General features: G+C 68.3%; 17 protein-coding genes. 11 read left to right on the forward strand and 6 right to left on the reverse strand.

Features of this window, described 5'->3' with window-relative positions; translation table 11 throughout:
• The first annotated feature begins 74 nt into the window (after window positions 1-74).
• The 4 genes from BW990_RS12075 (at window position 75) to BW990_RS12090 (ending at window position 2,777) form a co-directional block, all read left to right on the forward strand.
• Window positions 75-740 carry a precorrin-6A/cobalt-precorrin-6A reductase gene (locus BW990_RS12075; protein WP_076448291.1) on the forward strand — a complete coding sequence of 222 codons (666 nt, stop codon included), beginning with the start codon at window positions 75-77 and terminating at the stop codon, window positions 738-740.
• Complete coding sequence (locus BW990_RS12080; protein ID WP_076448292.1) at window positions 716-1,351, forward strand: DNA-3-methyladenine glycosylase family protein; 636 nt, start codon at window positions 716-718, stop codon at window positions 1,349-1,351. The genes BW990_RS12075 and BW990_RS12080 overlap by 25 nt, the downstream gene beginning before the upstream one ends.
• Window positions 1,348-2,013 (forward strand): alpha/beta hydrolase, encoded by a 666-nt coding sequence (locus BW990_RS12085; RefSeq protein WP_076448293.1) that lies wholly within the window; start codon window positions 1,348-1,350, stop codon window positions 2,011-2,013. The genes BW990_RS12080 and BW990_RS12085 overlap by 4 nt, the downstream gene beginning before the upstream one ends.
• A 179-nt stretch (window positions 2,014-2,192) precedes the next feature.
• On the forward strand, window positions 2,193-2,777 hold the full coding sequence (locus BW990_RS12090; RefSeq protein ID WP_076448294.1) for an HNH endonuclease: 585 nt from the start codon (window positions 2,193-2,195) through the stop codon (window positions 2,775-2,777).
• A 289-nt stretch (window positions 2,778-3,066) separates the two neighbouring features.
• Here the strand turns inward: BW990_RS12090 and BW990_RS12095 are convergent, their stop codons facing one another.
• The 4 genes from BW990_RS12095 to BW990_RS12110 all read right to left on the reverse strand — a co-directional run bounded on the left by BW990_RS12095 (window position 3,067) and on the right by BW990_RS12110 (window position 6,399).
• Window positions 3,067-3,594: a bactofilin family protein gene (locus tag BW990_RS12095; protein WP_076448295.1), complete on the reverse strand. Its 528-nt coding sequence runs from the start codon at window positions 3,592-3,594 to the stop codon at window positions 3,067-3,069.
• The gene (locus tag BW990_RS12100; RefSeq protein WP_076448296.1) at window positions 3,584-4,894 is read right to left on the reverse strand and encodes a M23 family metallopeptidase; all 1,311 of its coding nucleotides are present in this window, start codon (window positions 4,892-4,894) and stop codon (window positions 3,584-3,586) included. Before BW990_RS12100 ends, BW990_RS12095 begins: the two co-directional genes overlap by 11 nt.
• A 179-nt stretch (window positions 4,895-5,073) precedes the next feature.
• Window positions 5,074-5,904 carry a ferritin-like domain-containing protein gene (locus BW990_RS12105; RefSeq protein ID WP_076448297.1) on the reverse strand — a complete coding sequence of 277 codons (831 nt, stop codon included), beginning with the start codon at window positions 5,902-5,904 and terminating at the stop codon, window positions 5,074-5,076.
• A 30-nt stretch (window positions 5,905-5,934) separates the two neighbouring features.
• On the reverse strand, window positions 5,935-6,399 hold the full coding sequence (locus tag BW990_RS12110; protein ID WP_076448352.1) for a peroxiredoxin: 465 nt from the start codon (window positions 6,397-6,399) through the stop codon (window positions 5,935-5,937).
• A gap of 105 nt (window positions 6,400-6,504) precedes the next feature.
• Between BW990_RS12110 and BW990_RS12115 the strand changes: the two genes are divergently transcribed.
• The 4 genes from BW990_RS12115 to BW990_RS12130 all read left to right on the forward strand — a co-directional run bounded on the left by BW990_RS12115 (window position 6,505) and on the right by BW990_RS12130 (window position 12,968).
• On the forward strand, window positions 6,505-9,819 hold the full coding sequence (locus BW990_RS12115; RefSeq protein ID WP_143526165.1) for a YhdP family protein: 3,315 nt from the start codon (window positions 6,505-6,507) through the stop codon (window positions 9,817-9,819).
• A gap of 35 nt (window positions 9,820-9,854) precedes the next feature.
• Window positions 9,855-10,913: a tRNA preQ1(34) S-adenosylmethionine ribosyltransferase-isomerase QueA gene (gene queA, locus BW990_RS12120; protein ID WP_076448299.1), complete on the forward strand. Its 1,059-nt coding sequence runs from the start codon at window positions 9,855-9,857 to the stop codon at window positions 10,911-10,913.
• Window positions 10,914-11,010: 97 nt separating this feature from the next.
• A complete protein-coding gene (locus BW990_RS12125) occupies window positions 11,011-12,279 on the forward strand; it encodes an MFS transporter (protein ID WP_076448300.1) in 1,269 nt (422 codons plus the stop codon).
• A gap of 110 nt (window positions 12,280-12,389) precedes the next feature.
• Window positions 12,390-12,968, forward strand: coding sequence for a DUF924 family protein (locus tag BW990_RS12130; RefSeq protein ID WP_076448301.1), 579 nt, complete (start codon window positions 12,390-12,392; stop codon window positions 12,966-12,968).
• Window positions 12,969-13,221: 253 nt separating this feature from the next.
• Here the strand turns inward: BW990_RS12130 and BW990_RS12135 are convergent, their stop codons facing one another.
• Together BW990_RS12135 and BW990_RS12140 are read right to left on the reverse strand one after the other, a co-directional pair.
• On the reverse strand, window positions 13,222-13,470 hold the full coding sequence (locus BW990_RS12135) for a hypothetical protein (protein ID WP_076448302.1): 249 nt from the start codon (window positions 13,468-13,470) through the stop codon (window positions 13,222-13,224).
• A gap of 12 nt (window positions 13,471-13,482) precedes the next feature.
• Window positions 13,483-14,136 carry an alpha/beta hydrolase gene (locus BW990_RS12140; RefSeq protein ID WP_076448303.1) on the reverse strand — a complete coding sequence of 218 codons (654 nt, stop codon included), beginning with the start codon at window positions 14,134-14,136 and terminating at the stop codon, window positions 13,483-13,485.
• Window positions 14,137-14,316: 180 nt separating this feature from the next.
• Between BW990_RS12140 and iscR the strand changes: the two genes are divergently transcribed.
• The 3 genes from iscR (at window position 14,317) to sufB (ending at window position 17,512) form a co-directional block, all read left to right on the forward strand.
• Complete coding sequence (iscR, locus tag BW990_RS12145; RefSeq protein WP_076448304.1) at window positions 14,317-14,778, forward strand: Fe-S cluster assembly transcriptional regulator IscR; 462 nt, start codon at window positions 14,317-14,319, stop codon at window positions 14,776-14,778.
• A gap of 121 nt (window positions 14,779-14,899) precedes the next feature.
• A complete protein-coding gene (locus BW990_RS12150) occupies window positions 14,900-15,943 on the forward strand; it encodes a cysteine desulfurase family protein (RefSeq protein ID WP_076448305.1) in 1,044 nt (347 codons plus the stop codon).
• 45 nt (window positions 15,944-15,988) lie between these two features.
• Window positions 15,989-17,512, forward strand: coding sequence for a Fe-S cluster assembly protein SufB (gene sufB, locus BW990_RS12155; RefSeq protein ID WP_076448306.1), 1,524 nt, complete (start codon window positions 15,989-15,991; stop codon window positions 17,510-17,512).
• Window positions 17,513-17,534 lie beyond the last annotated feature (22 nt).

Here is a 17,534-nt window from a genome sequence, read left to right on the forward strand (position 1 = left end):
GCGCGGGTCGGCGGCAAGAGTGCAGCGCCGCGCGGCAGTTTTGCGAATTTGCGTGCAGGGACGAGCAGGCGGGCATGAGCGGGCAGGAGCGGATCGGTGTCGTGACCGGCAGCGCCGAGGCGGCAGCGCTTCTGGCGCGCTTGCCGGCGGCGCGGGCCATTCGGCCGGAGGAGATGGACGCGGCGGATCTGACAGGGCTCGACCGCGTCGTCGATGCGGCGCATCCCTTCGATGCGCGGGCGCATTGGCGGCTGCACCGTCTGGCCGGGGCGCGGGGCGTGCCGGTCCTGCATCTGCGCCGGCCGGGCTACCGGCGGCAGCGGGGGGACCTTTGGACCTATCTGCCCGACGTGGCGTCGGCGGCGCAGCTCATCCGCGCGGATGCGCGCGTCTTCGCGACGACCGGCGGCGAGGATCTGCCCGCGCTTCGACGGCTGAAAGCGCGGCTTTTCATCCGGCGCCGCGCCGCGCGGCCCGGGCTTTGTCCCCTGCCGGGCGCGGTCTATCTGGGCGGGGCGGGCCCGTTCAGCGTCGCGCAGGAGATGCGACTCATGCGCCGGCTCGGCATCGATTGGCTGGTGACCCGTGACGCGGGCGGCGCGGGCAGTTATCCCAAGCTTGTGGCGGCGCGGCGCCTGAAGATACGCGTGGCGCTGATCGCGCGCCCGCATGCGCCGCCGGGACCGATCGTGCGCACGCCCGAGGAGGCAGTGGAATGGCTTATCAGGGCCGGATCATAAGAACCGAGGATTGCGTCGCGGAGGGCGCCGCCTTCCTGTGCCGCGCCGAGCCGCGCTTCGCGGCGGCGCTGGCGCAGACCGGGCCCCTGCCGCTCAGGCGCAATCCCGACGGGTTCGGCCAGCTGCTGTCGGCCATCGTTAGCCAGCAGGTCTCCGTCGCCTCGGCGCGGGCCATCCGGGGCCGGCTGGAGGCGGCGGGATATCTCGACAAGGCGGCGATCCGGGCGGCGACCGAGGACGCGCTGCGCGCCCAGGGCCTGTCGCGCCAGAAGGCGCGCTATGCCAAGGCGCTGGCCGAGGCGGAGATCGACTTCGACGCGCTGCGCGACGCGCCCACCGACGAGGTCGTGGCGACGCTGACGAAGGTGAAGGGGATCGGCGTCTGGACCGCCGAGATCTACGCGATGTTCTCGCTCGGCCATGCGGATGTCTTCGCGCCGGGGGATCTGGCCTTGCAGGAATCGGCGCGCATCCTCTTCGATCTGCCCGAGCGCCCGCGCGAGAAAGGATTGCGCGAGATGGCGGAGGCCTGGTCGCCCTGGCGGGCGGTTGCGGCCCGCGCGCTCTGGGCCTACTACCACGTGGCCAAGGATCGGGAGGGAACTCTATGACACGCGTGCTGCAAGCCGGACGCAAAGCGCCGCAATCGGGATCGACCCGGTCCGTCGTCGTCTTCCTGCACGGCTACGGGGCCAATGGCGCCGACCTTCTGGGGCTGGCCGATCCGCTGGGGGAGCATCTGCCCGACACGCTTTTCGTGGCCCCCGACGCGCCCGAGGCCTGCGCCGGCGCGCCTTTCGGCTTTCAATGGTTTCCCATCCCCTGGATCGACGGATCGAGCCAGGAGGACAGCGAGGCGGGCCTTCTGGCCGCGGCCGACGACCTCAACGCCTTTCTCGACAAGCTGATGGTCGACGAGGACGTGCTGCCCGAGCAGGTCGCGGTGCTGGGCTTCAGCCAGGGCACGATGATGAGCCTTCAGGTCGTGCCGCGCCGCGAGGACGCGCTTGCGGGCATCCTGGGCTTTTCCGGGCGGCTTCTGCGGCCCGAATTGCTGGTCGACGAGGTGGTGGTGCGCCCGCCGGTTCTGCTGGTGCATGGCGACCGCGACGACTTGGTGCCGCCGCAATCGCTGCCCGAGGCCGCCGAGGCGCTGCAGAAGGCCGGCTGGAGCGAGGTCTACGCCCATGTGATGAAGGGCACCGCCCATGGCATCGCGCCCGATGGGCTGGGCGTCGCGCTGGCCTTCCTGCGGGACAAATGCGGGTTCTGATCCGCGCCTCATCTGCCCGTCACATGAGCGTTGCAAAGCCGCGCTAGGTCTTTGATGCGACACTAGGCATGCGAGGCTTGCCAGATCAAAGACGCGATATATAGTGGTTGAGAAGACTGGGGCGGGTTCCCCGCTCTGGTGCTTGAGACGGGCAGACAGGGCGGGAGACGAGTCAGGCCATGGATGGCGATTTCAGAACGCATTTCGTACGTGAACCGGGCAGCCTCAGGCAGCATCCCGCGCTGGTGCTGAACGCGGATTACAGGCCGCTGTCCTATTATCCGCTGAGCCTCTGGCCCTGGCAGGAGGCGGTGAAAGCCTCCTTCCTCGACCGGGTGGACATCATCGCCGAATATGACGAGGTGGTGCGAAGTCCCTCGATGACGCTGCGGATACCCAGCGTCGTGGTGCTGAAAGATTACGTCAAACCCCAAAAGCGCGTGGCCTTCACGCGCTTTAATTTATTTCTGCGGGACGAATTCCGCTGCCAGTATTGCGGATCGAAAGGCGAGCTGACCTTCGATCACGTGGTGCCGCGGGCGAGCGGAGGGGTGACGAGCTGGGAGAACGTGGTGGCGGCCTGCGCGCCCTGCAACCTCAAGAAAGGCGCCAAGGCGCTGCACCGCTCGGGCCTGTCGCTCAGGCGGCCGCCGCGCCAGCCGGGGGCGGAGGAGCTGCGCAACATGGGGCGGAAGTTCCCGCCGAACCACCTGCATGAAAGCTGGCTCGATTTCCTTTACTGGGACGCGGAATTGCAGGCCTGAGGGTCCTGCGCCGGGGGAGCGGCGCGTGCCCGGCATCGAGCCGGGCCCACGCCGACGAGAGGCCAGCCTCTCGTGCTCTCCGACGTTTTTTCGAAAGGTGAAGGGGGATGCGGGGGCGCGCCCCGGGACGGGGCGGCGCGGGGTGTTGGCTCCGGGGTCCGAAGGCGGCAAAACGAGTCGCATCGAAGCGCGCGGCGGTCCGGGTCGTCGGTCCGGGCCACCCTTCCGGACATGGACAAGGCCGCCCCGTCGGGCGGCCTTGTCCATGTCTCGTCCGGGAAAGGCGGGATCAGCTTTGCTGCTGGGCCTTCTGCGGCGCGGGCGCGGCGGCCGGGGCCGGGGCGGCGCCGGTCTTGCCCTTGGTCGACAGCGGGTCGTCCTGGCGCTGCACGGAGCCTTCGAAATGCGCGCCCGACTCGATCGCGATGGTCTTGTGGATGATGTCGCCCTCGACCCGCGCGGTGGCGGTCAGGCGGACCTTGAGGCCGCGGACCCGGCCCACGATGCGGCCATTGATCACGACGTCATCGGCGATCACTTCGCCCTTTATCGTGGCGCTCTCGCCGATGGTCAGCAGATGCGCGCGGATGTCGCCCTCGACCGTGCCCTCGACCTGGATGTCGCCCGTGGTCTTGAGGTTGCCGGTCACGTGCAGATCGGCGGACAGGGTGGATGCGGGCGGCTTGGCCTTGGGCGCCGTCGGTTTGAAATCCGACTTGTAATCGGGCGCCGCGGGGCGCGCGCCCTCGGCCGATGCCGCGGGCTTGGCATCCTCTGCCTTCGGGGCAGGGTCGTTGATCTTGCTCTTAGAAAACATCGTTCGCAGCCTTGATGTAGGTCATGGGGTTCACGGGTTTCCCACCAACGCGCACTTCGTAATGCAGATGCGTGCCGGTGGACCGTCCGGTGTTCCCCATAGCAGCAATCTTCTGACCGCGCGAGACCCTTTGGCCGACCTCGACGTAGAGTTTGGAATTATGCGCGTAGCGCGTCTCGATGCCGAACTCGTGCTGGATCTTCACCAGCCGCCCGTAACCCGACTGCCAGCCGGCATGGACCACCACGCCATCGGCGGTGGAATAGATCGGCGTGCCGTGGGGGGCGGCGAAATCCGTGCCCGCATGCAGGCGGCCCCAGCGGTAGCCGAAGCCCGAGGTGAAGCGGAACGCATCCTTGAGCGGCGAGGCGAAGGGCGCCTTCTCGGCGGCGATGCGGTAGAGGTTGAGCCGGTCCATCTGGTTCAGGATGCGGTTGGCGCGCTCGGCCTCCTCGGAGGGTTCTTCGCCGCGGGTCGAGAAGGAGAGCGGCGTCAGCGGGCCGCCCTGGCCGGAATAGCCGCGGCGCACCTGGTTCAGCACATTGTCGGGATCCATGCCCGCGGCCTTGAACATCTTGTCGAGCGGCTTGACCGAGACGGTCATCGCCTCTTCGAGCTGGCGGAAGATCATGTCGTTCTTCTCTTCCATCAGCCGGATCTCGGTGGCCATCTCGTCGGCGCGCACCAGCGCGTCCTGCGCATCGGCGACGACCTGGTCGCGTTCCTCGGCGGTGCGCGACAGCGCGTCGGTCAGGAAGGCCACGGTCTCGTTGCCGGCATCGTCCTCGGCCAGAAGCGTGCCGCCTTCCTCGATCTGGTTGCGCAGGGCGGCGTATTTGTCGCGCACGCTCTCGCGTTCCTTGATCGTGGTACCGAGCGTCGACTGGACCACGTCGAGCCCGGTGCGCAGTTCGCGGACCTTGTTCTGGGCCGCCAGAAGCTCGGATTGCATGATCGAGACCTGTTCGAGCGCGGCGTTGAAGCGCTCCTGCGCGGCGCGCGCCTCGGCGGCGCGGGCATCGCGTTCGCCGGACAATTCGTTGAGCCGCTGTTCGTAGCTCTGCTGGTCCCTGAGCGCCTGGTCGCGGAAGCTGCCGGCACCGATCGAATCCATCAGGAGCACCGCCGTCGCGATGATCGTCCAGGCGATCACCCCGGCCCCGCCGAGCGCGGCCACCGCCTGCGTTTCCGACCGCAGCCGGATGAAGCGGGTATCGGTCTCCGATTTCAGAAAGAGTCTACGTTCAGGAAAATAGCGCTCCATCACTGAATGGAGCTTTATCGCAAGCTGCGTCCGCACGTGTCTATCCTCTATCCCGTCCCAATCGCGGCGCTCGCTTCCCCAACCGGCACCTTGGCAACGGGGGTACTTAGTCCGTCACGGTTTCGCAACTTTTTCGGTCATGGATTGGTGCGAATCAGCCCAAAATGGATCGTATTGGCGATAATCCGCCGATCTTGTCGGGGTTTAACGGGATGTTAGCGGTCCCGGCCCGTGCCCGATTGCTGGGCAAGCGGCCAGTAGAAATCCGGCGCGAGCCCCGCCTCGGCGCGCTTTTCCTCGTTGAAGGGCGGCTTCAGCGCACCCTTGAAATAGTGCCGCACGAGGCGCTGGAATTCCGGCGTGGGGTCGATGCCGCCCGCGCCGCACAGATAGTGGAACCATTTCGAGCCATAGGCCACATGGCCCACTTCCTCGGCATAGATCGTCTCCAGCGCCGCCACCGCATCCTGCGCGCCGGCCTTGCGGAAGACCTCGATCATGCCCGGGGTCACGTCGAGGCCGCGCGCCTCGAGCACCATGGGCACGACCGCGAGGCGCCCGGCCAGATCGTCCACCGTATCCTCCGCCGCGCGCCACATGCCCGCATGGGCCGGCAGCGCGCCGTAATGCGATCCCGCCGCTTCAAGACAGTCGCACATCAGGTTGAAATGCTTGGATTCCTCGTCCGCGGCCTTCACCCAGTCATCGTAGAAGCCGGGCGGCATCGCGATATGCGCAAAGCGCGGAATGATGTCCCAGTGCAGGTCCACGGCGTTGAGCTCGATATGCGCGACGGCATGCAAGAGCGCGATCCGGCCTTCGGGGCTGCCCGGACGGCGGCGCGGCACGTCGCGCGGATCGAGGAGCGCCGGCGCTTCCGGCCGGGACGGGCGCAGGGGCGGCATCGCGCGGCCCACCGGCAGGGGCGCGCCGGCCGCGCGGGCGGCGAACCAGCGCGCGGCGTAATCGCGGGATTTCGCGGTCTTGGCGCGACCATCGGCGGTGGTCAGGACGTCGACCGCCATCTCGGCCAGGGTGTCGGGCATCGGGCGTCTCCTCGGGGTGACGCCGTCCGTCTAGCCCAGCGCGCGCACATGCTCCAGCACCGCGTCCGCATGTCCGGGCACCTTCACCTTAGACCAGACCTCGGCGATGGTGCCGTCGCCATTGATGAGGAAGGTCGACCGCTCGATTCCCATGAAGGTCTTGCCGTACATCTTCTTTTCCTTCCAGACGCCGTAGCGCTCGCAGACATCGGATTCTTCGTCGGACAGGAGCGGCACCGACAGCGATTTCTTCGCCATGAACTTGTCGTGGCTGGCGATGCTGTCCTTGGAGATGCCGAAGACCTTCACGCCCGCAGCCTCGAATTCCGGCAGGAGGCGGGTGAAATCCTCGTTCTCCCTGGTGCAGCCCGACGTGTCGTCGCGCGGATAGAAGAACAGCACGACGGGGCTGCCGCGCAGGGCGGACAGGCTGACATCGGTGCCGCCGGTGGCGGGCAGGGTGAAATCGGGGGCGGTGTCTCCGGGGGTCGGCATCATGTGTCCTCTTTTCATTCTGCGCATTGCCCGGTTTCCATGATCCGGGCGGATGGGGTAGCTGTTGGACATGAAGGGTAACGCAGCCGGGGCGCGCTTCCAGTGGTGAAACGCGCAGGTCAGACAAGACGGCGCGGCGCGGGCGCGCGGGCGGCCCGGATGGGCGGCTGGACGCTGGGGCTTCTGGCCTCGGCGGCGACGCTTGTCGCCTTGCTGGTCTGGTCCGCGCTCGACCGGCCGCTCGATGCGCCGGACTGGCTGCGCAAGGAGGTGGAGGCGCGGATCGACCGGGCCTTGCCGGGCCTCGATATCGGCTTTTCCGACCTGCGGGTGCAGGTGCTGAGCGCGGGGCTCGTGCGGATCGGGCTGAGCAACCTGCGGGTGTCGACCGAGGATGGCCGCCCGGTCGCGGCGCTGACCGAGATGCGCGCGGGGCTGTCGGCGCGGGCGCTTCTGTCGCGGCAGCTCGCGCTGCGCGAGGCGCAGGCCTCGGGGCTTTTCCTGAGCCTCGAGCGGGACCGCGACGGGGCGCTGAGCCTCGGCTTCGGGCTCGAGCCCGGGCAGGCGCGCCCCGACCTTCCGACGGTACTGGCGCGGATCGACGCGGCGCTCGGCACGCCGCTGCTGGAAGGGCTCGACGCGGTGACGCTCGACACGATCACGCTGCGCTACGACGATCTGCGCGCGGGACGGGGCTGGACCGCCGATGGCGGGCAGCTTGTCGTGCGGCGCGAGGACGGGCGGCTGCGGCTCGAGGGGGACGTGGCGCTGCTGGGCGGGGCCGCGGGGCTTGCCACGGTCACGCTGGGCGCCGAGAGCGATATCGGCGCGCAGGATCTCAGCTTTTCGGTCAGCCTGGAGAACCTCGCCTCGGGCGATATCGCCACCCAGAGCCCGGCGCTGGCCTGGCTGGGCGCGCTGCGGGCGCCGATTTCGGGCGCGCTTGGCGGCTATCTGGACACCGACGGCACGCTGGGCGGGCTCGACGTGACGCTGTCGATGGGCGCGGGCGCGCTGCAGCCCAATCCGCGCGCGGAACCGGTGAGCTTTGCAGGCGCGCGCACCGCCTTTTCCTATGCGCCCGACCGGCAGACGCTGCGCTTTTCGGAGATCGCGGTGGATACGGCGGTGGGCCGGGCGCGCGCCGAGGGGCAGGTCGCGCTGGTGGGCGGGGGCGCCGCGCCGGAGGGGGCGGCCCCCGAACCGGCGGCGTTCGTGGGCCAGTTCACGCTGTCGGATCTGGCGGCCAATCCGCGGAACCTCTTTGCCGCGCCGGTGGAGATCGCCGGCGCCGAGACCGATCTGCGCCTGACCCTCGACCCCTTCACGCTGGAGATCGGGCGGCTGCGCATCATGGATGCGGGAACGCCGCTGCGCGCCACGGGCCGGGTTCAGGCGGGACCCGAGGGCTGGTCCGTGGCCCTCGATGCGGCGCTGGCCGAATCCGATCCCTCGGTCGTCGCGCGCTACTGGCCCGCGGCACTGGCGCCGCGCAGCCGCGACTGGTTCGTGACCAACGTGCTGGGCGGCATCGTCCACGACGCGCGGCTCGCCCTGCGCATCGATCCAGCGCGGCCCGGCCCGCCTGCCCGCCATATCGATCTGCGCTTCGAGCGGGCGAAGGTGCGCTTTGCGCAGACCCTGCCGCCCATCGAGGAGGCCGCGGGCCAATTGGTCATCGCCGGGAACCGGCTGTCGGTGATGCTGGAGCGCGGCCGCGCCGTGCCGCCCGAGGGCGGTGCGATCGACATCTCCGGGTCGGATTTCATCATCGCCGACACCGATGCCCGGCCCGCCACGGGCGATATCCGCCTCCGGGCGCGGTCGAGCGTCACGGCACTCCTGTCCTTTCTCGACGAGGAGCCGCTGCGCCTCATGGCGCGGGCGAACCGGGCGCCGAGCCTCATCGAGGAAGGGCGCGTCGAAGCGGCGGGGCGGCTGACGCTGCCCCTGAAAAGCGGCATCCGGTTCGACGATCTGACCCTCGATCTTTCTGGTGAGGTGACCGGCGCGGTCAGCGCGAGCGTGGTGCCCGAGCGGACGCTGCGCGCGGAGCGGCTGGAGGTGACGCTGAACACCGAGGCGCTGGAGATCGCGGGCGCGGCCGAGCTGTCGGGCGTGCCCGCCGAGGGCAGCTTCCGGCTGCCGCTGGGCGAAAACGTGACCGAGCCCGCCCGCGTCGCCGCGCGGGTCACCCTGTCGGATGAAGCGGCGCGGGCCTTCGGCGTCGTGCTGCCGGACGGCCTGCTCGCGGGCAGCGGGCCGGGCACCTTCGCGCTCGATCTGCCGCGGGACGGGGCGCGCCCGGCCTTCACGCTCACTTCGGACTTGGCGGGGATCGCGCTCTCGGTTCCGGCGGTGGGCTGGCGGCTCGCCCCCGGGCAGACGGGCCGGTTCACGCTCGAGGGGCGGCTCGGCACGCCGGTCAGCATCGACGGGCTGGCGCTGTCGGGCGCGGGGCTCGAGGCAAGCGGCACCGTGGTGCTGGAGCCCGCGGGCGGGTTCCGGCGGCTCGAATTGCCGCAGGTCGCGCTTGGCGGCTGGTTCGACGGGGGTGTGACCCTGAGCGCGCGGGGCCCCGGGCAGGTGCCGGCGATCGCGGTGACGGGCGGCGCGCTCGATCTGCGGCGGGCGACCTTCGGGACATCGGGCGGCGGCGGGCCGGGCGGCGGGGCGATCCCGCTTGGCGTGGCACTCGACACGCTCACGGTGACCGAGGGCATCGTCTTTCGCGACCTCACGGGCAGTTTCGAGGTCGTGGGCGGGCTCAACGGCCGGTTCGAGACCGGCATCGTCGGCCGGAGCGTGCGCCTGACCGGCGCGGCGCAGGTGCGCAACGGCGGCACCGCGATCCGGCTGCAATCGGAGGATGCGGGCGCGGTCCTCGAGGCGACGGGGCTTTTCCGCAACGTCGATGACGGGGTGCTGGATATGTCGCTGGTCCCGGTGCCGGGCGCGACCGGGACCTATGACGGCACGGTCGTGGTGCGCGAGGCGCGGCTGCGCGACGCGCCCGCACTCGGGGCGATGTTCGACGCGGTCTCCATCGTGGGGCTGCTCGACGAGCTCAATGGTGCGGGCATCTACTTCACCCGGGTCGATGCGGATTTCCGGCTGACGCCGCGCCAGGTGATCCTGCGCCGGTCCTCGGCGACGGGGCCCTCCATCGGCATCTCGGTCGACGGCTATATCGACCTGGCCACCAAGGCGCTGGACCTGCAGGGCGTCTTCTCGCCGATCTATTTCCTCAACGCGGTGGGGCAGGTGCTGACCCGGCGCGGCGAGGGGCTTTTCGGGTTCAACTTCACCATCGGCGGCACCGCGGCGCGTCCGAGGGTTGCGGTCAATCCGCTTTCGGTGTTGACCCCGGGCATGTTCCGCGAGCTCTTCCGGCGCCCGCCGCCGGAGACCGGGAACTGAGCCCATCCACCCGCCGGAGGCCCGGAGACGACCACATGCAGCTGTCCGATTTCGATTTTGACCTGCCCGAGGACCGCATCGCCACGCGGCCCGCGCGGCCCCGCTCCGCCGCCCGGCTTCTGGTGGCCGAGGGCGACCGGGCGATCACCGACGCGGTGGTGCGCGACCTGCCGGACTGGCTGCGCCCGGGCGACCGGCTGGTGCTGAACGACACCAAGGTGATCCCCGCGCGGCTGTCGGGCACGCGCACGCGCGCCGGGGCGAACGGGCCCACCGAGGCGCGAATCGAGGTGACGTTGCTGGAGCCCGCCGCGGACGGGTGCTGGACGGCGCTGATCAAGCCTTTGAAGAAGCTGCGCGACGGCGAGACGGTGGTCTTCTCGTCCGCCCTGTCGGCCGTCCTCGAAGGCCGGGAGGCGGGCCAGGGGCGGCTGCGCTTCAACCTTGCGGGCGATGATTTCGACGCGGCGCTGGCCCAAGCGGGGGCCATGCCGCTGCCGCCCTATATCGCCGCCAAGCGGCCCGCCGATGCCCGCGACCGCGAGGATTACCAGACGATCTGGGCGGAAAACGCCGGTGCTGTCGCGGCGCCCACCGCGTCGCTGCATTTCGACGAAGCCCTGCTCGCGGCGCTTGAGGCGCGGGGCGTGGCCTTCACCCATGTCACGCTGCATGTGGGCGCGGGCACCTTCCTGCCGGTGAAGGTCGACGACGTGACCACCCACAAGATGCATGCCGAATGGGGCGCGGTGAGCGCAGCGGCCGCCGCGGAGATCGCCGCCACGAAGGCGGCGGGCGGGCGGGTGATTCCCGTGGGCACCACCGCCTTACGGCTGATCGAGACCGCCGCGCGCGCCACCGGAGAGATCGCGCCCTTCGAGGGCGAGACCGACATCTTCATCTATCCCGGCTTCACCTTCCGCGTGACCGACGCGCTGATGACCAATTTCCACCTGCCGAAATCGACGCTGATGATGCTCGTTTCGGCGCTGATGGGGCGCGACCGGATCATGGAAATCTACGCCCATGCAGTCGCCCGGAACTACCGCTTCTTCTCCTATGGCGATGCGTCGCTGCTCATCCCCGGGCGCTGAGGTCCGAAAGCGACATGCGGGCGTCGTTATCGCATTGAGGCCGCGCGGAGAATCGCGTTAGGGCGGCCTCAGGCCATGGGCAAGAAGGACGCGCGCGATGCTGACCGTACTGAACAGATCCTGGGCGCTGCTTCTGGGCATGCTTCTTCTGATGGTCGGCAACGGTTTGCAGGGGTCGCTGCTGGGCGTGCGCGGCTCGGAGGCGGGCTTTTCGCCCTTCGTGATGTCGATCGTCATGTCGGCCTTCTTCTTCGGCTTCATCATCGCCTCGCAGACGACGCCGCTGCTGATCCAGCGGGTCGGGCATGTGCGGGTCTTCGCAGCGCTCGGCTCGATCATCTCGGCGGTGCTGATCCTGTTTCCCGCCCTGCCTTACGCGGGGTTCTGGATCGCGGGCCGTGTCGTCCTCGGCTTTGCCTTCTGCGGGCTCTACGTGACCGCGGAAAGCTGGCTCAACAGCGCCTCGACCAATGCCACGCGCGGGCAGGCGCTGTCGCTTTACATCATTGTGCAGATGATCGGCGTGATCGCGGCGCAGGCGATGCTGAACCTGCCCGACCCGACGGGCTTTCTGTTGTTCGTGATCCCCTCGGTGCTGGTGTCGCTGGCCTTCGCGCCGATCCTCTTGTCGGTCACGCCGACACCCGCCTTCGAGAGCACCAAGCGGATGACGATGCGGACGCTTTTCACCTCGTCGCCGCTGGGCTGCGTGGGCATGGCGCTGATGGGCGTGGTCTTTGCGCTGCAATACGGCATGGCGGCGGTCTTCGCGGTGGAGGCCGGGCTGACGCTGGCCCAGACCTCGATCTTCGTGGCGGCCTTCTACGTCGGCGCGCTGTTGTTCCAGTACCCGCTGGGGATGCTGTCGGACCGGATCGACCGGCGGATCGTGATCGCCTTCACCGCCGCGATGGGCGGGGCGGCGGCGGTGGTGGCCGCGCTTTTCTCCGGCAATTTCCAGGTGCTCGTCGCCGCGGCGTTCCTGGTCGGCGGATCGGCGAACCCGCTCTATTCGCTGCTGATCGCCCATACGAGCGACTTCCTTGAATACGAGGACATGGCGGCGGCGTCGGCGGGGCTGCAATTCCTCAACGGGGTCTTCGCGGTGATCGGACCGATCGTGACCGGCTATTTCATGGTGCAGGCGGGGCCGCAGGCCTTCTTCGTGCTGATCGCCGTGCCGATGCTGCTGCTGATGAGCTATGCGCTTTACCGGATGACCAAGCGCCCGCTGGTCGAGGATCCGAACGATTACGTGCCGATGATGCACACGTCGTCGGTGATGTCCCTCGAGGCCGCCGCCGAGGTCTGGCACGGCCAGTCCGAGGACGAGGAGAACGCCGGGGCGAAGCGCGTTCCGGCCTGATCGCGGGCCGCCCCTGAAGGGCGGTGACACAAAAGGTGATTTGCGCCGGAGAGGGGCGTTCTTACCTTCGAAGGCATGGTTTGGGGAGTATGAGTGCGAGGAGCGTGCGTATGACGGGACCGGATGAGATACTGAATTTCTGGCTCGACGAGGTCGGGCCCAAGGGATGGTACGAACAGGACGATGCGCTCGACGCGTCGATCCGGGAGCGGTTCCTGCCGGTCTGGGAAGAGGCGATGGAGGGCCGCTTCGCGCTGTGGCTCACGCATCCCTCGGGCGTTCTGGCCTATATCATCCTGCTCGACCAGTTCCCGCGCAACATGTTCCGCGGCAGCCCGCGCGCCTTCAGCTCGGATACCGTCGCGCGCGCGGCGGCCAAGCAGGCGGTGCGGCGCGAATGGGACCGCAAGATCGACCCGCCGGCGCGGCAATTCTTCTACCTGCCGATGATGCATTCGGAAAACCTGAGCGATCAGGAGCAATGCATCCGGCTGGTCAAGGAACGGATGCCCGAGGCGGAGAGCACTCTCTTGCATGCGCGCGTGCATCGCGAGGTGATCCGGCGGTTCGGGCGGTTCCCCTATCGCAACGACGCCCTGTCGCGGACCTCCACCGCGGCGGAGACCGCCTTCATCGAGGAAGGTGGTTACGGGGCGATCCTGCGGGATCTGCAGAAGGAAGCGGCCTGACAGTCGCAGCGTCGCGCGGTCCCGACGGGACGCGTTGAGCGCTGTGATGGCGGAAGACCTGCGCGCCGGGGCGGGGGGTCCGGTGCCTGCCCGGCGGGCATGGCGCGCATCATTCTTTAGGGGTTCCAGTGGGCGTGGTCGGCGGGCGATGACCACTCCGTCCGAGCTGGCCGCTCATCGCCTGATTTCACACGCTGCCGCACACCACCCGACAGTCAATTCAGATGCCCGACGCGGCCGCGCGGCCTGCACGCTATTCGGGCGCCTTGGTGCCGTCGACGGCGCGCGACCGGGCTTCCTTGGCCAGCTTGGTCAGGAAGGCGCGCCCGCGCCGTTCGGCGAGCCGGACGCGGATGCAGGTGAGGTATTCCTCTTCCATCGTGGTCGATGCGGCGGCGAGCACCTCGGCCACGTCCATGAACAGCCGGTCCTGGCCGGTCGCATCCATGACCTTCAGCGTGTCGCGCGCCAGCTCGTCGGCGAGATCGGTAATGAAGGACATGTCCGGATGTCCCTACCGCGAGGTCTCGGTCAGGCGCCGCTTCACGTATTCGGTCACGTTGCCGATCATCGTGTCCATGTGCGGCTCTTCGAAGAAATGGCCCGACCCCTCGATCTCCTGGTGGGTGATGGTGATGCCCTTCTGGTCCTGCAGCTTGCCGACCAGCGTCTGGGTATCGGCGGGCGGCGCCACGCGGTCTGCGGTGCCGTTGATGATCAGGCCCGAGGCGGGGCAGGGGGCGAGGAACGAGAAGTCGTACATGTTGGCGGGCGGCGAGACCGAGATGAAGCCGGTGATCTCGGGCCGGCGCATCAGCAGCTGCATGCCGATCCAGGCGCCGAAGGAAAAGCCCGCGACCCAGCAATGCTTGGAATTGGCATTGAGCGATTGCAGGTAATCGAGCGCGGCGGCGGCATCGCTGAGCTCGCCCACGCCCTGATCGTATTCGCCCTGGCTGCGCCCGACGCCGCGGAAATTGAACCGCAGGACGGTGAAGCCCATGTTGTAGAAGGCGTAATGCAGGTTGTAGACGACCTTGTTGTTCATCGTGCCGCCGAATTGCGGATGCGGATGCAGCACGATGGCAATGGGCGCATCGCGGTCCTTCTGAGGATGATACCGGCCTTCGAGGCGGCCTTCGGGTCCGGGGAAGATGACCTCGGGCATATGCGACACGGCTCCTTGAGGTGCGGAATTCTTGACGAATTCGATCAAGCACTTTAGAACAATTCTAAACCCGGCCAGGCATTGCGCCCCGGGCTTGCCCGCAGATATGCAACTGGGCGGTTAAGGTCAATCGTTTAAGGCGGTTGCGCAGGCGGCGCGCCGCGATCGGGAGGGCGGGGAATGAAGCTCAGCACCAAGGGCCGGTACGCGATGGTGGCGCTGGTCGATATCGCGCTGCAACCCGAGGACGGCCTGGTGACCCTGTCCGACATCGCGCGGCGGCAGGATATCTCTCTGCCCTATCTCGAGCAGCTCTTCGTGAAGCTGCGCCGCGCCGAACTCGTGACCTCGGTGCGCGGGCCCGGCGGCGGCTACCGGCTGTCCCGGCCCACGACCGAGATCCGCGTCGTGGATATCCTGAGCGCGGTGGACGAGACGGTGGACGCGATGCACAAGGGCGCGGGGGCGTCGGGCGGCGCGTCGGGATCGAAGGCGCAATCGCTGACCAACCGGCTCTGGCAGGGGCTCTCGGCGCAGGTCTACGTCTTCCTGCACCAGACGCGGCTGTCGGACGTGGTGGGCAACGCGATGGTGCCGTGCCCTGCCGTGCCGTCACTGTTTTCGGTGGTGGACGAGGGGTGAGCCGCTTGTCCATCCCTTACGGGCTGTCCGCGCGGGCGCCGGGCCGTGCCAATCGGGCGGCAGCACCGGTGGCCACCGCGGGGCTGCGTATTTGCAAAGAGGCAAGACAGGATTGGGGCGCATGAGCCAGACCTATCTCGACTGGAACGCGACCGCGCCTTTGCGGCGCGAGGCGCGCGAGGCGATGATCGCGGCGATGGATGTGGTGGGCAACCCGTCCTCGGTCCATGCGGAGGGACGCCGCGCCAAGGGTCTGATCGAGCGCGCGCGCCGGCAGGTGGCGACCGCCTTCGGGGCGGACGGCGCGGATGTGGTCTTCGTCTCGGGCGCCACAGAGGCCGCGACGCTGGCGCTGGCCGGGCGGGCGCTTCATGGTGCGCCGGTGGAGCATGACGCGGTGGCGGCCTGGACCGACGGCAGCCTCGCCGTCGATGCCGAGGGCCGGGTCGCGGTGCCCGATCCGGGCCGGAGCGTGCTGCAGGCGGCCAACAGCGAGACTGGCGTCCTGCAGACGTTGCCGGAGGGGCTCGTGCTGACCGATGCGACGCAGGTCTTCGGCAAGCTGCCCTTCGCCTTCAACTGGTCGGGGGCCGAGATGGCCATCGTCTCGGCGCACAAGCTGGGCGGGCCCAAGGGCATCGGCGCGCTGGTGATGAAGCGCGGCACGGAGATCGCCGCGCAGATCCGCGGCGGCGGGCAGGAAATGGGCCGCCGCTCGGGCACCGAGAACGTCATCGGCATCGCCGGGTTCGGCGCCGCGGCCGAGGCCGCGATGCGGGATCTGGATGCGGGCCGCTGGGCGGCGGTCGAGAAACTTAGAAACATTCTAGAAAATGTTATTGCAGCGGGCGCCAAAGAAACTAAATTTGTCGGGAATGGCGCGGCGCGGCTGCCCAACACCTCCTGCATGATCGCGGAAGGCTGGAGGGGCGAGACGCAGGTCATGGCAATGGACCTCGCGGGGTTCGCGATCAGCGCGGGCTCGGCCTGTTCGTCGGGCAAGGTCCGCGCCAGTGGCGTGCTGACGGCGATGGGCTACAGCCCGGCCGAGGCGCAATCGGCCATCCGGGTCAGCCTGGGGCCGGAAACGACGGAAGACGACGTGATGCGCTTTGCCGAATGCTGGCTGCGGCATCTGAAGAAACACCGCGCGAAGGCGGCCTGAGGCCGCTCACCGCGCCGCAGGATCGAACACGAAAAGGGTCGGACAATGGCAGCTCTGGACAATCCCGAAGTCAAGGAAGGCGTCGATCAGGACACGGTCGACAAGGTCCGCACCTTGGGCGGCAAGTACAAGTACGGTTGGGCAACCGACATCGAGATGGATTACGCGCCGAAGGGTCTGAACGAGGACATCGTGCGCCTGATCGCGGAGCGCAACGGCGAGCCTGAATGGCTGCTGGAATGGCGCCTCGAGGCGTTCCGCCGCTGGCAGGAACAACCCGAGCCCGACTGGGCCATGCTGAACATCGAGCCGATCCCCTATCAGGAGCAGTATTACTACGCGCGCCCCAAATCGATGGAGGAAAAGCCCAAATCGCTGGACGACGTCGATCCGAAGCTGCTGGAGACCTACAAGAAGCTGGGCATCCCGCTGAAGGAGCAGATGATCCTCGCCGGTGTGGAGGGCGCCGAGGACGCGCCCGCCGAGGGCCGCAAGGTCGCCGTGGACGCCGTCTTCGACAGCGTGTCGGTGGGCACGACCTTCCAGGCGGAGCTGAAGAAGGCGGGCGTCATCTTCTGCTCGATCTCGGAGGCGGTGCGCGAGCATCCCGATCTAGTGAAGAAATACCTGGGCTCGGTCATTCCGAATTCCGACAACAAGTTCGCGACGCTCAACGCCGCCGTCTTCTCGGACGGCTCCTTCGTCTACATCCCGCCGGGCGTGCGCTGCCCGATGGAGCTGTCGACCTATTTCCGCATCAACGCGGAGAATACCGGCCAGTTCGAGCGCACGCTGATCATCGCCGACAAGGGCTCCTACGTGTCCTATCTGGAGGGCTGCACGGCGCCCCAGCGCGACACCTCGCAGCTGCACGCGGCCTGCGTCGAGCTGATCGCGCTCGAGGATGCGGAGATCAAGTATTCCACGGTGCAGAACTGGTATCCCGGCGACGAGGACGGCAAGGGCGGCATCTACAACTTCGTCACCAAGCGGGCCGATTGCCGCGGCGACCGGTCGAAGGTGATGTGGACGCAGGTGGAAACCGGCTCGGCCATCACCTGGAAATACCCGTCCTGCATCCTGCGCGGCGACGACAGCCAGGGCGAGTTCTACTCGATCGCCATCACCAACAACTGGCAGCAGGCCGATACCGGCACCAAGATGGTGCATCTGGGCAAGAACACCCGCTCGCGGATCGTCTCCAAGGGCATCTCGGCGGGGCAGGCGCAGAACACCTATCGGGGCCTCGTCTCGATGCACAAGAAGGCCACCAATTCGCGCAACTACACCCAGTGCGACAGCCTTCTGATCGGCGACAAGTGCGGCGCGCACACGGTTCCCTATATCGAGGTGAAGAACAACTCGTCCCGGGTGGAGCACGAGGCCACGACCTCCAAGGTCGACGACGACCAGATGTTCTACTGCCAGAGCCGCGGCATGGACGAGGAAGAGGCCGTGGCGCTGATCGTGAACGGTTTCGCGAAGGAAGTGCTGCAGGCGCTGCCTATGGAGTTCGCGATGGAAGCCCAGCAGCTTGTCGCCATCTCGCTCGAGGGGTCGGTGGGCTGAGGCCTGTCGCGCACTGAAGGAC

The organism is Roseivivax lentus, assembly GCF_900156805.1.
Lineage (GTDB): Bacteria > Pseudomonadota > Alphaproteobacteria > Rhodobacterales > Rhodobacteraceae > Roseivivax > Roseivivax lentus.

What these genes read in the sequence shown, in the direction of transcription:
- BW990_RS12090 (WP_076448294.1), top strand. Translation starts at nt 2,193, where the DNA reads ATGGATGGCGATTTCAGAACGCATTTCGTACGTGAACCGGGCAGCCTC.
- BW990_RS12130 (WP_076448301.1), top strand. Translation starts at nt 12,390, where the DNA reads ATGACGGGACCGGATGAGATACTGAATTTCTGGCTCGACGAGGTCGGG.
- BW990_RS12105 (WP_076448297.1), bottom strand. Translation starts at nt 5,904, where the DNA reads ATGCCCGACACCCTGGCCGAGATGGCGGTCGACGTCCTGACCACCGCC.
- iscR (WP_076448304.1), top strand. Translation starts at nt 14,317, where the DNA reads ATGAAGCTCAGCACCAAGGGCCGGTACGCGATGGTGGCGCTGGTCGAT.
- BW990_RS12095 (WP_076448295.1), bottom strand. Translation starts at nt 3,594, where the DNA reads ATGTTTTCTAAGAGCAAGATCAACGACCCTGCCCCGAAGGCAGAGGAT.
- BW990_RS12075 (WP_076448291.1), top strand. Translation starts at nt 75, where the DNA reads ATGAGCGGGCAGGAGCGGATCGGTGTCGTGACCGGCAGCGCCGAGGCG.
- BW990_RS12080 (WP_076448292.1), top strand. Translation starts at nt 716, where the DNA reads ATGGCTTATCAGGGCCGGATCATAAGAACCGAGGATTGCGTCGCGGAG.
- queA (WP_076448299.1), top strand. Translation starts at nt 9,855, where the DNA reads ATGCAGCTGTCCGATTTCGATTTTGACCTGCCCGAGGACCGCATCGCC.
- BW990_RS12150 (WP_076448305.1), top strand. Translation starts at nt 14,900, where the DNA reads ATGAGCCAGACCTATCTCGACTGGAACGCGACCGCGCCTTTGCGGCGC.
- BW990_RS12110 (WP_076448352.1), bottom strand. Translation starts at nt 6,399, where the DNA reads ATGCCGACCCCCGGAGACACCGCCCCCGATTTCACCCTGCCCGCCACC.
- BW990_RS12125 (WP_076448300.1), top strand. Translation starts at nt 11,011, where the DNA reads ATGCTGACCGTACTGAACAGATCCTGGGCGCTGCTTCTGGGCATGCTT.
- sufB (WP_076448306.1), top strand. Translation starts at nt 15,989, where the DNA reads ATGGCAGCTCTGGACAATCCCGAAGTCAAGGAAGGCGTCGATCAGGAC.
- BW990_RS12140 (WP_076448303.1), bottom strand. Translation starts at nt 14,136, where the DNA reads ATGCCCGAGGTCATCTTCCCCGGACCCGAAGGCCGCCTCGAAGGCCGG.
- BW990_RS12085 (WP_076448293.1), top strand. Translation starts at nt 1,348, where the DNA reads ATGACACGCGTGCTGCAAGCCGGACGCAAAGCGCCGCAATCGGGATCG.
- BW990_RS12135 (WP_076448302.1), bottom strand. Translation starts at nt 13,470, where the DNA reads ATGTCCTTCATTACCGATCTCGCCGACGAGCTGGCGCGCGACACGCTG.